Origin of the sequence: Caldalkalibacillus thermarum (assembly GCF_014644735.1) — a bacterium.
In the GTDB taxonomy this organism is placed as follows: Bacteria; Bacillota; Bacilli; order Caldalkalibacillales; family Caldalkalibacillaceae; genus Caldalkalibacillus; species Caldalkalibacillus thermarum.
Map to the genome: position 1 here is coordinate 35832 of NZ_BMKZ01000017.1, position 12795 is coordinate 48626.

The following is a 12795-nucleotide window of genomic DNA, read 5'->3' on the forward strand; positions in this document are numbered from 1 at the left end:
TAAATGTTCATTTAATTTTTACATACTGTTCTCCACTGGCTTCATCTGTCAGGATGGCCAAAAGACCCATGTGGGCCATCATGCCCAGTATGCGCTCGTTGGCCAGGGTGGCCACATCGTCAAAATAGTAAGCTCTAAGCCATTGAGATAGGAAGGAAGTCACCCTTCCTCTTTCAATCCAATGTCCGTTCAAACTAGTTGTAAGCAGCTCATACAAAAAGGGCAGAGCAGGAATGGGTTGCTGGTACAGGATTAACCAAAACCTGGTTAATTGGCTCCTGAGATCATCCTCGTCCGGTTCGTCAGCCAGTTGGCTCTCCCCTTTCAAGGTCAGGGATAAGACCCCTGCCTGCTCCCTAATCCAACCCTTGGCATAGCAAAAGTCATAGATCAGGGCGAAGCGGTTGGGATAAAAGGGAAAACGCCGTCCGTAACCAAACCGCCAACGCTGTTTGGGCAAAGGATCCTCGGGTATAGCTAGAGAGTGAAACAACTGCAGTTGATAACGCTTATGAATCACACCTGCTTTGGTCAAAGGGACCCGGCCGGAAGCTACGAAGCGGAGAAAACGATACAGGTCCTCAACAATCGCTTGCTGTTCGTCCCTTATTTTGAACTCCTTCCTTTGTGTTAATAATTTTTCCTCCACAGGCTGTACTTTTCGTAGTAACTTTTCTGCCAACAGTTGGCGTAGAAGTTGATGAACATCAGCAGGGATTTCCACTTGCTGATGGCAGGCATGGCGAATCACAAACAACCAGCCACGCTTAATGAGTTGGGCCAGCCATTGCTCCGGCTTTCCTTTGGCTCCGGCAACCACTTGCACCAGACGCCCCTTGGTCATCAATTCCTCTAATGCAAACGTGCGCTTGGGTTGAAAAGCAAGAAACAGCACAAAGGACATTAACTCTTCACCCAGTTCCTGAAGGGCTGAGCGGCAAGTCTGTTGATGCAGCAGCTGAAAGTGAATGGACTGAACCAGCTCTAACTTAGAGTGGCGGTTACACTCACAGTGATAGAATGAAGCTAAATGGCGCAATTCACGGATATCCTGCTCGAGCAAACAGTCCAACAATTTCATAGGGTGTCCCCTCGCTTGCCTGCTGCTGTAGGTTCAGCTGACTTAAGCTTAGTATGGGGAGACGCCGGGCCGTTTATGCTATTTTAACTTTTTTTGCTGGCCAATATCTCATCTTTTGTCCCTAATCTTCCTTCTGATCATACCGCTCTAACAGATCCATAATCTCCCATTGATCAGGTTGAAGCTCTAGCGACTTCTTCCACAAGCGGACCGCTTCTGTCAGTTCCCCTTCATCTCGCAGCAGATAGGCTAACCGATTCAATAAATTGACATCATCAGGAGCAAGGGACAGGCCTCGCTCATAACTTTCCCGGGCCTTCTCCCATTCCTCGAGCTCCTCATACAGACGCCCTTGTTCATACCACAAGTCTGGCCGTTCAGGACTCAACTCAAGCAGCTGACGGATGCCCTCCAAGCGTTGTTGATCATTCCCTGTTTCTTTTCCTAAATGGATCAAGGCTTCAAGGGCTTGTAAATGACCAGGTTCAAGGGTTAAAACATGGCGCAGCGCCTGCTCAGCTTCCTCATACTCCTTCAGCTTGAACAAAATCTCGCCATGCAGGTAGAAAAGCTGTGGATTTGTTTCATCATACCTTACTCCTTTTTCAACTGTGGCCAATGCCTGATCGAGATTATTCAGTTTGAGATAGGCTTGAGCAAGGTAAATATAAGCTGAGGCGTAATACGGATCCATGTCCAATAAATCTTGTAAATATTGAACTGCTCGCTCCCATTCCTCTAGGCGAAGGGCAACAAATCCTGCCCCAAACAGCACATCAGGGGTTTTCTGCTGTTTCAGCGCTTGCTCATAGTGGGTTAAGGCCTCTTCCAACTGTCCAATATGGGCGTAACAATCAGCCAGCTTGGCCAAAGGCGTGTGCGTCCCTTTTTTGAAGTTAAGCAGCGCTAAAGCATATTCTTTCTGATCATAATAAATTTCCCCCAATGCTTGATACAATACTTTTTCTTCAGGATAGTGCTTAAGGACCTGTCTAATTTTGTCCGCAGCCACTTCGGGCAACCCTTGTCTTAAACTGATTTCTGCTGAAAGGAGAACAGCGCGCAGGTAATTTTCATCATCTAAGGGCACCTCCCTTAACAAGGCGAGCGCTTCATCTTCTTGTCCGTCCTCGGCATAATATTCAGCAAGGGTGACGATAAGCTCCGATTCTGCAGGGTAGCGATGATGCAAATCACGTAAAATGGAAATGGCGTCTTCTAAAAATCCATGGGAATAAAGAACAGTTGCTAGTTCAAAACGCAATTCATCTGACATCTCCTCCCGTTCCAACAGCTTTTTTAGAGCAGCTAACCCCTGATCGACCTTTCCTTGCTCCAGTTGACGTAACGCTTGTTCAGTCTCTTTCACAATATCCATTTTCTTCCACTCCTTCTCTTTTTGTGGCCTAAAAGGAGTTTTCGATGAGCACACACGCTTTGTTACACTTGCACTGTATCACAATTCACAAACAAAAAAAAGCTGCATACCGAAGCCTTTTGTAAGGGCTTTCAATATGCAGCAACCAAAAATGAACCAATGGATAGGAGTGGAGAGAAACCATACTGTACTTTCCATTATACTTCCTCCACTCCCCTTGTCAAGTTTTTTACGCTATAAATTTGATTGGAACCCCGATTTTTTTCATTTCTGAGTAGAACATCGGGCAGGTTTTGGAGACACAGCCTGGGTTTTCAATGATGATCCCTGGCACCTTCAATCCGAGCAGCGTAAATGTCATGGCTTGCCGGTGATCATCATGGGGATCCAAAGTAGCCCCTGTGGGTTGCCCTGGATAGACAGTAAAACCGTCTTCCCGTTCCTCTACCTTAATCCCTATCTTGCGCAGGGCAGTACAAATCACAGCGATCCGGTCTGATTCATGATGGCGGATATGGGCCACATTGGTCACCGTAACGGGGGCATCCGCAAAAGGGGCCAGGGCCGCAATAGTAATGGCTTGATCGGACATAGGCTTCATATCAACCGTGAAGCCGCCTTTTAAGCGGGCTGGTCCTTTCACCTGCAAATAGGTCTCTGTTTTTTCACACTGGCATCCCATGCGCTCCAGCACATCAATAAACTTCGCATCCGGTTGCAAAGACTGATAGCCTACATTGGTAATCCGAACGGTCCCTTGTGTTAATGCGGCTGCCGCTAAAAAGTAACAGGCAGTAGAGGCATCCGCTTCCAGCACTGTTTCCCGCCCCGTATAGCCACCAGGCTGAACAACAAATGATCGAAAGTCGTGATCATGCTCAACTACTGCACCAAATTGACGCATCAACTGGACGGTGATACCCACATAAGCTGGCTGAACCAATCCTTTCTCCACCTCAATATGAACAGGACCGGCTGCCAGCGGGCTGGCCAGGAGCAAACCACTTAAAAACTGGCTGGAGACATGTCCTTCAATACGCACCTTCCCCCCTTTCAGGCCTGTCCCTTCAACTTTCAAGGGCAGACCTCCTGCTTCCCCATAAGTTTCAATGTTGGCTCCCAGGTGTCTCAGTGCATCAATCAAGGGGCGCAAAGGGCGCTTGCGCAGCTGTTCAACCCCATCCACCTCGTAGTGTCCGCCCTTGCCCGCTGCCAAAGCGCCGGGCAGAAAACGGGCAATGGTGCCGGCTGCGCCGATAAACAGCCGGGCTTTTTTTTGCGGCCACTCTCCCTCCACGCCCTGAACTAGTACCTGGTCACCGTCTACGCTAACAGTCACCCCCAACCGGCGCAGGGCATCGATACACCAGTATGAATCATCACTTTTCAAAATGCCGGAGAGCCTGGATGGCCCCTTGGCCAGGGCAGCAATCGTCAGCGCGCGATTGGTGAAGCTTTTGGAACCAGGTACTCTCAGCCGGGCAGAAATGGGTTCAACGACAGGCTTAATTTCCGCCAACCGGTAGTGGGTGGCTTGTGACCACGGAGATCGTGAGCTTTCCTGTTGCACTAACACATACCCCCTTTTCTAACCAAATATAACAACCACACTTCTCACCAATACCCTATAACGTCAACGGCCCGCCTAATCGCGCCGGTACACCAGAAAGTTAGCATCGCGCAGTACTTTTTGGGCTTTTTCCATATCCCGCTCATGCCGGAACGTTAAGCAGAGCACTCCCATAATATCCTCCCTGGTTTCCAGTATGGCAATATTGGTGATGGAGATCTTATGAATGCCCAGTAAAGTGGTCACTTGTCCAATGACGCCCGGATAGTCAGGGATGTCCACATATAGATCATAAAAACTGGGGATAGCCCCCCGTTTGGTCTCCGGCAAACCATCACGCACTTCTTTGGCATGACGGAAAAATTGTTCGATTTTCTCTCCGTCACCGGAGTCAAGCAAGTCTAACACTTGCTCCATCTCTTTCAGCCAATCTCTCATTTGTTGCACAATAAACGACTGATTGCTTAAAACAATGTCTCTCCACATCTTGGGGTTGCTTGAAGCAATGCGGGTGATATCCCGAAACCCTCCCGCTGCCAATCTCCAGTACCATTCACTTTCTTGCTGGTATTGATAAACATGCTCCACCAGAGCAGAAGCAATCACATGGGGGAAATGGCTGATCGCTGCCACAACCCTGTCGTGCTCGTCCGGCTTCATTTCCACCACCTTAGCCCGGGTGGCTGCCAATAAAGTTTTCAACCGTTCAATATAATGGTTTTCTGTCCCTTCAACGGGTGTTAACACATAATAGGCGTTCTCAAACAACCGTTCCGTAGCTGCTTCCACTCCAGACTTATGGGAGCCAGCCATGGGGTGGCCGCCTATAAACACGCCTTTAGTCTGGGCGGACAATGTTTGGGCACAGCGGACAATATTCATTTTTGTACTGCCTACATCGGTTACGATGGCGCCTTCCTTCAGTGCCGGAGAAAGCATGATCGGCTTAAGTAACTGACAAACAGATTGGACTGGCGTGCAGATAAAGACCACGTCCGCTCCGGCAACAGCGTCATCAAGCTCCGTTGTTCCCTGGTCAATCACACCCAGGGCACGGGCCAGCTGAAGATTTGATTCTTTAATATCATAAGCCTGTATGAATACGTCCTCTGGATAGTGCTTCTTGATGCTGAGAGCAATTGAACCTCCGATTAAGCCGACTCCAATGATAGCAATGCGGTTCATGACACGTTTTGCACCATGTGAGTTAAAAGTTGAATGATTGTTTCATTTTGCTCTTGAGAACCAATGGTAATCCTCAAGCAAGTCGGCATCCCCAGCATCTTGCCGGAACGAACGATCACCCCTTGGCGCAACATGGCCTCAAACACAGGGTGGGCCGGACGCCCCAGATCAACCATGATAAAATTGGCTTCCGTAGGATAACAAGCTAAATTTAGGGACTCAAAATGACGGTAGTAGTACTCTTTACCTTGCTTGTTTTGTTCATAGCAATGGGCCACGTAGTCTTGATCAGATAATGCAGCTAACGCAGCTTGTTGGGCAACACGGGACGTATTAAATGGCTCCCGGACCCGGTTTAACAAATCAATGACTTCTTGGCGGGCTATGGCATAGCCGATTCGCAAGGCGGCCAGACCATAAATCTTGGAGAAGGTACGCAGAATGATGATATTTGGATATTGCTTAAGCATAGCAACGGTATCTGGATAATCATCCGCCGTCACATATTCATAATAGGCTTCATCCACAACAACCAGTACATCTTGAGGGACGCGTCTTAAAAAGCTGGTCAGGGCCTCTTCGTTCACATACGTACCCGTGGGATTGTTCGGATTGCATATCCAAACGAGTCTGGTTTGCTGGTTCACTGCCTCAGCCATCGCTTCAAGATTATGAACTCCGTTTTGTAACGGCACTTCCACAGCTTGTGCGCCTTCAATAATCACGTTTGCTTTGTAACGGGGAAAGGTGGGTTCAGCCATAACGGCATTGCTGTCCGGTGTTAAAAAGGTGCGGCAGATAATTTGTACAATTTCGTCCGATCCATTGCCGAACAGTAACTGATCAGGATGGACCTGATAGAATTCCGCCAAGGCCCGGCGCAATTCAAACGCCGCTCCATCCGGGTACTGGGCCAAGTTATGACAAGCTTCGGCTATAGCCTGCTTGACCTTGGGTGAAGGTCCAAATGGATTTTCATTAGAGGCGAGCTTGATCACCCTCGTTAAGTTAAATTCTCTCTTAACTTCCTCAATCGGCTTTCCCGGGTTATACGGAGCAAGCCCGGTAATCTGTTTCTTTGGTTTCATTGAGAACCTCACCACTCCTAATGAACTTTTTTAAAAATTATTTAACCCTTATCATACTATGAATTGCGTTCTAAACATAGGGTTTCAACAAAATTTTTTAACTGGTCAAGCCCTTTTTTTCTGAGATCAGGATCAGTAAACAGATGCTCGTTTTTTTTCAATTGCCTGATAAGAGCGCTGCCAATAACCACGCCGTCCGCTTTGCCTGCCAAACGGCGGACATGTTCCCTTTTAGATATCCCAAAACCGACGGCAACAGGCACCCGGGCATGTTGTTTCACTTCCAGCAGAAAATGTTCCAGTTGCGGAGGCAAGGTTTCCCTTTCACCTGTAACCCCTAAAGAAGAGATGCAATAAACAAACCCCTGTGCCTGAGCCACAATTTGCTCGATCCGCTGCTGTGATGTGGGGGCGACAAGGGAAATAAGAGGCAACCCTCTCCGGTTGCAAGCCTCCCTCACTTTTCCGGCCTCCTCAATTGGCAGATCTGGGATTAAAACCCCGCTGGCTCCCACTTCCCTGGCCCGTTCAGCGAAGCGGTCAATGCCAAATTGGAAGACCGGGTTCACATAACAAAAAATAATAATGGGAATGTGTACCCCCCGCCCGCGCAAATGCTGGATCAGATCTAATCCTTTCTTGAAAGTCATGCCCCGTGTAATCGCTTTTTGGCTTGAATATTGGATGATGGGACCGTCAGCAAGGGGATCGGAATAAGGGAACCCCAGCTCCAATACAGCGGCCCCTGCTTCCTGCAGTGTTAAGGCAATGTCAGCAGTAGCCGCAGCCGATGGATAACCGGCGGTGATAAAGGGAATGAAAGCAGGCTGGCCTTCCTGACTCCTGTTGTTAAATGCAGCGGCCAGGTCAGCCTGGCCAGCAGCTGTTGATGCCCGCACCAGTGCCTTTTCTTGCAGGGTCTGTTGCTCGCGCCTCATCCTTTCCTCTCCTTTCTGACATACTCCCGTATGGTGTGGACATCTTTATCTCCCCGTCCCGAAAGACATACGACCATCACCTCTTCAGCGCTGGCCTCCCGGGCTCTTTTTCTGGCCTCGGCCAAGGCGTGGGCGCTCTCCAAGGCAGGTAAAATTCCCTCCAGCCGGCAGAGATCCTCTACAGCCTCCAGCGCTTCTTCATCCGTGGCCGTACAGTAGGTGACACGTCCACTCTCCTTCAGGTAAGCGTGTTCCGGACCGACGCCGGGATAATCTAACCCGGCCGAAATGGAATGAGCTTCCAGTATCTGCCCCTCCTCATCCTGCAGTAGATAAGTCAACGCGCCATGGATGACACCGGGACGCCCCTTGGTCAAGGTGGCAGCATGGGCACCAGTGTGCAGTCCTTTTCCTGCTGCTTCCACTCCCACCAACTCCACTTCGCTCTCCTCAAGGAATGGATAAAACATGCCCATGGCATTGCTTCCCCCGCCAACGCAGGCTATGATGGTATCAGGCAGACGCCCAAGGATTTCCATTATTTGAACTTTGGTCTCATCACCGATCACCCGTTGAAAATCACGCACCATTTGGGGATAGGGATGGGGTCCAATCACAGAACCAATTAAGTAGTAACAAGTGTCCACATGGCTGACCCAGTAACGGATCGCTTCGCTGGCCGCATCTTTTAACGTTCGGGAACCGGATGTGACAGAAATCACCTCGGCTCCCAATAGTTGCATACGAAACACATTGAGTGCCTGGCGGCGAACATCTTCTTCACCCATAAACACTTTACAGGAGAGGCCGAAACGGGCAGCTACAGTGGCCGAGGCCACGCCATGTTGGCCGGCACCTGTTTCCGCAATCAGATGTTTTTTGCCCATCCGTTTAGCCAGCAGTGCCTGGCCAATGGCATTGTTAATTTTGTGGGCCCCAGTATGATTGAGATCTTCCCGTTTCAGATAAATCTTTGCTCCCGCTCCCCATTCCCTGCTCAAACGCTCAGCAAAATACAAAGGAGTGGGACGGCCAGAATATTCCTGCAGCAGCTCGCGGTAAGCCTCTTGAAACTTTGCATCCTGCCGGGCCTCCCTATACGCCTCTTCCAGCTCAGCCAACGCGCTCATCAGCGTCTCAGGCACATATTTGCCTCCGAAAGAACCGAAACGGCCGTATGCATCAGGGAAAAGGGTATTTCTCTCATCAGTTTTGAGCATGTTCTCTCACCTCATGAACAACAGTTTCTATTTTACGCGCATCTTTTCTGCCATCGGTTTCAGCACCACTGGCTATGTCAATGCCATCCATTCCACCCATGGCCAACAGACGGCGGATATTGGCAGGACCTATGCCCCCGGCTACAAACAACTGTACCCGCTCCCCTTTGGGACCCTTCTTGTCCTGCACCTGGGCGTAAATGCCAGGAACCAGGCGCCAATCAAATGATTGCCCAGTTCCTCCCGCCTGGCCTTTTACTTGCGTATCCAGCAAAATCACATCAACCGCAGGAAGGTAGTCCTGAACGTGCTTCGATAATTGAACAAGCTGATCTTCTCCCTGGACATGCTCTGCATGCTTGGACACAGGAATCATCTTCCAAATCGTCAACTGCGGAAGACGGTGGCGCAACGCTTGACAATAAGCCGCAGATTCTGTGCCGTGCAGCTGCACATGGCGAATGCCCGTGTTTTCAAGCACGCGGCACACCTCTGTTAAAGGCTGATCTAAAAAGACGGCAACCGCTTTAGCAATGAGACGGGGATCACGCTGCAACCATTGTTTAACACAGGCAGGGGAGACATACCGTTTGCTGTGGGGTGTGAAAATAAAGCCCAAGTAGTCAATCTGGCCGGCATAAGGGGCAAGCGCTGCTAAGTCCTGAGGATTATGATTACCGCAGATCTTAAGCTTCACCATACAATCTCCTCACCGCGCTTTCAATATCGTCCTGGCGCATGAAATGTTCTCCAATTAAGAAACCGCCCACTCCATGCTTTTCTAAATCTTGAACCATTTCGGGACAATTGATCCCGCTCTCACTGATCACCAGTATATCTGGCGGAATAAAGGGCAAAAGGCTTTTAGTCCGCTCCGGATCAGTGGTAAAAGTCGTCAAGTCCCGGTTATTAATGCCGATGATGGGCGGGTGAAGGTGTTCCAGCACTTCCTCCAGTTCTTCCCGGCTGGCCACCTCAATCAAACAGTCCAACCCGGCATGCTCCGCCTCCCGGTAAAGCTTGACCAAAGTGGAGCTGGGCAAGGCCTTGGCAATAAGTAAAATGGCATCTGCCCCCAGGGCTGCACTCTCCCACACCTGAAGGGGATCAAGAATAAAGTCTTTGCGCAAAACAGGCAGGGACACCTGCTCCTTGATGAGCCGGATATAATCCGGATGGCCTTGGAAAAAGGGCACATCGGTTAAGACAGACAACGCGTCCACTCCGGCGGCCTGATAGGCGCGGGCAATCTCCACCGGATGGAAATCAGGACGGATCACCCCTTTGGATGGGGAGGCTTTTTTCACTTCAGCAATCAAGGCTGATGAGCGGCGCGGGGATCGCAAGCGTTGAAGAAAAGGATAACGGGGAATATCCTTCTGTTCAAAGGAGAGATTCAACTGCTGTTTGCGGTCATACAGTTTCTGAATCTCTTCCCGTTTCACTTCTAAAATCTGGTTAAGCATAGCGGATCGCCTCTTTATTTTTAATCATGTCCTGGTAATGTTGATATGCTTGGCCGGAGTCGATTAAACCTTTGGCCAGCTGGATCCCTTCTGCTAAAGTCGGCACTTTTTGACCCACATACAAGGCTGCTCCAGCATTAAAACAGACGATGTCATAGGCAGCACCCTTGTCTTGGCCGCTGAGGACATTTAAAATGAACTCCGCGCTCTCTTCAGCTGACTCTACCTGAATAGCACTTAACGGGTGGCGGCCAAGACCGAATGCTTCCGGAGTGACCCTGTACCGGCTAAGCTGACCATCCTTCAGCTCGGTGACACGTGTGGGGGCTGAGACAGACAATTCATCCAGTCCGTCTTCACCTGCCACAATCAGTACATGACGGGCGCCCAGCTGGTGCAGGGTACGGGCTACTTTTTCGCTGTAACTGTCATCAAACAGACCAATCACTTGATGTTTGATGCCGGCAGGATTAGTCAATGGTCCCAAGAGATTAAACACGGAACGGAAACCGATCTCTTTGCGCGGGCCAGCTGCATATTTCATCGCTTGATGATAGATGGGCGCAAACATAAAACACATGTTGAACTGCTCCAGGGCTTTGGTTATGGCAGCCGGTGTCATTTCAACCGGCAGCCCCAGCACCTCCAGCACATCGGCACTGCCGCTCAAACTGGATGCGGCCCGGTTCCCGTGCTTGGCCACCGGGACTCCCGCGCTGGCCACCACAATGGCACTGGCAGTTGAAATGTTAAAAGTTTTAGCGCCGTCTCCTCCTGTTCCGCAGGTGTCAACAACTGGACGGTCAATTTCCAGACGCACTGGCAAGGCACGCTCCCGCATCGCCCGGGCGAGCCCTGTCAACTCTTCCACTTCTACTCCGCGATAGGTCAAAATGGAGATAAAACTGCTGATTTGGGCTGCCGTGGCCTTCCCGCTCAGGATTTCTTCCATCACTTGATAGCTTTCCGCTTCTGTTAAGGTTTTCCTGTCCATCAATTTTTTCAAGGCTTGTTTAAGCATGGACAATATTCCCCTCCCCCTTAAAAATCTGCTCGGCAAGCTGGATCGCCACCAATAGGGCACGGGCTTTGTTGCGTGTTTCATTCCATTCCATCTCCGGCACGGAATCGGCTACTATCCCGGCCCCAGCTTGAATAAAGGCTGTGCTGCCCCGCATAAAAATAGTCCGGATGCTGATGCAGGCATCCATGTTGCCAGTAAAGGAAAAGTAACCGATTGCCCCGGAATAACCGTGCCGGGCTTCCTGTTCCAGTTCTGCAATAATCTGCATCGCCCTTACTTTCGGCGCTCCTGTCACGGTCCCAGCCGGAAAACAAGCCGCCAGGCAATCAACCAGATCACACTCCGGTCTCACCCGTCCCTCAACGGCAGAAACAATATGCATTACATGGGAAAAACGCTCGATCACCATCTTCTTCGGCACCTTTACCGTTCCGTATTGGGCTACCCGTCCTACATCGTTTCGCCCCAGATCTAAAAGCATGTGATGTTCAGCACGCTCTTTTTCATTAGCCAATAATTCCTCGGCCAACGCTTGATCCTCCTCAGGCGTGCGCCCCCGGCGGCGGGTTCCCGCGATGGGATTGACCAAAATTTTTCCATTCTCTACCTGAACCAGGCGTTCCGGAGAACTGCCCACCACTTGCATGCCGTCACCCAAGTCTAAATAGTAGAGGTAAGGTGACGGATTAACCATGCGCAATACCCGGTAGATATCAAACGGCTTTACACAGGTCTCGGCCATAAAACGCTGGGAAAGGACAGCTTGGAAAATATCGCCCGCCTCAATATAGGCCTTAATTTTTTGAACGGCTTTAGTAAAAGACGCTTTGGAGAAATTGGAGCTGACACGATTCCAATCAACTTCCAGCTGTTGTTCCGGCAACCTGAAAGCCTGAGGCTCATCACGGCTCATCAAAGCACATAAACGCTTAATCTTTTGGCGCAGCTGGCCCACTTTTTGCTCGTATGTTCTGCGTACGGTTTGTTCATCCATATCCGCTGATATCTGCAGGTGACCTATAAACGTCACTTCCTGTTTGAGGTGATCAAAAGCAATCAGTTCATCACAAAACATGAGCCGGATATCGTCCTGATCCATAACCGGCGACCGATGAGGGGACACCTTTTCAAACAAAGTCACCGCATCATAAGCGATGTAACCAACCGCCCCGCCGCTTAAGCGGGGCAAATTTAAATGTCCTGGCGACCTGTATTGGGCCAGCAGATGTTTCAGGTGCAGGAGCGGATCCCCTGACAGCTTCTCTGTCCGTGTGGGTCGCCTAGCCCCGGTCCCTGGTTTATGCTCTGCTTGATTGTCTGGCTCAAAATATTCGAGGTAAGCTTGCCCTTGCCTCACCCGAAACACCAGGAACGGTTCATTGCCAATAAAGGAATATCTGGCCCACATGGCCCCGCCTTCAACACTTTCCAGCAGAAAAGAATAAGGGCCTTTGACATGTTGAAACAGACGTATGGGGGTGAAATTGTCAGACCAGATACTTTCAGCGATGGGAATCAGCGTGTACTCCTTGCGCAAGGAGAGAACTTGGGATAAGGAAGGATAGGCCATTGGATCAACCCCTTCAAGTGTACTTGAAGAGGAGGTTAAGTGGGGGAAAACAAAAACAGGACTGGAACAGCCCTGTTGGAGGTTGGCGCACGAATCTCCACTCAGGCTCTTCTCCACTTAACTTCCTCTTGCTCAGCTCGACTCACTCTCAACTTACTCGTGCCTGTATGCCTTTTTTAGACACTCATCAAACAATAACAATGCTAACCCATCATGCCGTTATTGATTGTCATTTATCATAACGCACCTTCTGCCAGTCCGTCAAGGAGTTCTTG

11 protein-coding genes are annotated in these 12795 nt (G+C 50.0%); all 11 read right to left on the bottom strand.

The genetic code is table 11. The features are described from left to right. Positions 1-7: 7 nt before the first annotated feature. A complete protein-coding gene (locus IEW48_RS08505; protein ID WP_188623437.1) occupies positions 8-1081 on the bottom strand; it encodes a hypothetical protein in 1074 nt (357 codons plus the stop codon). A 121-nt stretch (positions 1082-1202) separates the two neighbouring features. Then, the gene (locus IEW48_RS08510) at positions 1203-2459 is read right to left on the bottom strand and encodes a tetratricopeptide repeat protein (protein ID WP_188623438.1); all 1257 of its coding nucleotides are present in this window, start codon (positions 2457-2459) and stop codon (positions 1203-1205) included. Positions 2460-2688: 229 nt separating this feature from the next. Next, complete coding sequence (gene aroA, locus IEW48_RS08515; protein WP_188623439.1) at positions 2689-4029, bottom strand: 3-phosphoshikimate 1-carboxyvinyltransferase; 1341 nt, start codon at positions 4027-4029, stop codon at positions 2689-2691. Between the two features lie 75 nt (positions 4030-4104). After that, complete coding sequence (locus IEW48_RS08520; protein ID WP_188623440.1) at positions 4105-5214, bottom strand: prephenate dehydrogenase; 1110 nt, start codon at positions 5212-5214, stop codon at positions 4105-4107. After that, complete coding sequence (gene hisC / locus IEW48_RS08525) at positions 5211-6302, bottom strand: histidinol-phosphate transaminase (RefSeq protein ID WP_188623441.1); 1092 nt, start codon at positions 6300-6302, stop codon at positions 5211-5213. Before hisC ends, IEW48_RS08520 begins: the two co-directional genes overlap by 4 nt. A 56-nt stretch (positions 6303-6358) precedes the next feature. Then, complete coding sequence (gene trpA / locus IEW48_RS08530; protein ID WP_188623442.1) at positions 6359-7240, bottom strand: tryptophan synthase subunit alpha; 882 nt, start codon at positions 7238-7240, stop codon at positions 6359-6361. Next, entirely contained in the window at positions 7237-8460 is a 1224-nt protein-coding gene (trpB, locus tag IEW48_RS08535) for a tryptophan synthase subunit beta (protein WP_188623443.1), read from the bottom strand. The genes trpA and trpB overlap by 4 nt, the downstream gene beginning before the upstream one ends. Then, positions 8447-9157 (bottom strand): phosphoribosylanthranilate isomerase, encoded by a 711-nt coding sequence (locus IEW48_RS08540; protein ID WP_188623444.1) that lies wholly within the window; start codon positions 9155-9157, stop codon positions 8447-8449. The genes trpB and IEW48_RS08540 overlap by 14 nt, the downstream gene beginning before the upstream one ends. Beyond that, positions 9147-9926 carry an indole-3-glycerol phosphate synthase TrpC gene (gene trpC, locus IEW48_RS08545; protein WP_007504665.1) on the bottom strand — a complete coding sequence of 260 codons (780 nt, stop codon included), beginning with the start codon at positions 9924-9926 and terminating at the stop codon, positions 9147-9149. The genes IEW48_RS08540 and trpC overlap by 11 nt, the downstream gene beginning before the upstream one ends. Next, positions 9919-10947 (bottom strand): anthranilate phosphoribosyltransferase, encoded by a 1029-nt coding sequence (gene trpD, locus IEW48_RS08550; protein WP_007504664.1) that lies wholly within the window; start codon positions 10945-10947, stop codon positions 9919-9921. Before trpD ends, trpC begins: the two co-directional genes overlap by 8 nt. Then, the gene (gene trpE, locus IEW48_RS08555; protein ID WP_188623445.1) at positions 10940-12520 is read right to left on the bottom strand and encodes an anthranilate synthase component I; all 1581 of its coding nucleotides are present in this window, start codon (positions 12518-12520) and stop codon (positions 10940-10942) included. Before trpE ends, trpD begins: the two co-directional genes overlap by 8 nt. Between the last annotated feature and the right edge of the window lie 275 nt (positions 12521-12795).

Bases quoted from the DNA above. Each gene is read 5' to 3' on its own strand.
- IEW48_RS08505 (WP_188623437.1), bottom strand. From the start codon at position 1,081: ATGAAATTGTTGGACTGTTTGCTCGAGCAGGATATCCGTGAATTGCGC.
- IEW48_RS08510 (WP_188623438.1), bottom strand. From the start codon at position 2,459: ATGGATATTGTGAAAGAGACTGAACAAGCGTTACGTCAACTGGAGCAA.
- IEW48_RS08520 (WP_188623440.1), bottom strand. From the start codon at position 5,214: ATGAACCGCATTGCTATCATTGGAGTCGGCTTAATCGGAGGTTCAATT.
- hisC (WP_188623441.1), bottom strand. From the start codon at position 6,302: ATGAAACCAAAGAAACAGATTACCGGGCTTGCTCCGTATAACCCGGGA.
- trpA (WP_188623442.1), bottom strand. From the start codon at position 7,240: ATGAGGCGCGAGCAACAGACCCTGCAAGAAAAGGCACTGGTGCGGGCA.
- trpB (WP_188623443.1), bottom strand. From the start codon at position 8,460: ATGCTCAAAACTGATGAGAGAAATACCCTTTTCCCTGATGCATACGGC.
- trpC (WP_007504665.1), bottom strand. From the start codon at position 9,926: ATGCTTAACCAGATTTTAGAAGTGAAACGGGAAGAGATTCAGAAACTG.
- trpD (WP_007504664.1), bottom strand. From the start codon at position 10,947: ATGCTTAAACAAGCCTTGAAAAAATTGATGGACAGGAAAACCTTAACA.
- trpE (WP_188623445.1), bottom strand. From the start codon at position 12,520: ATGGCCTATCCTTCCTTATCCCAAGTTCTCTCCTTGCGCAAGGAGTAC.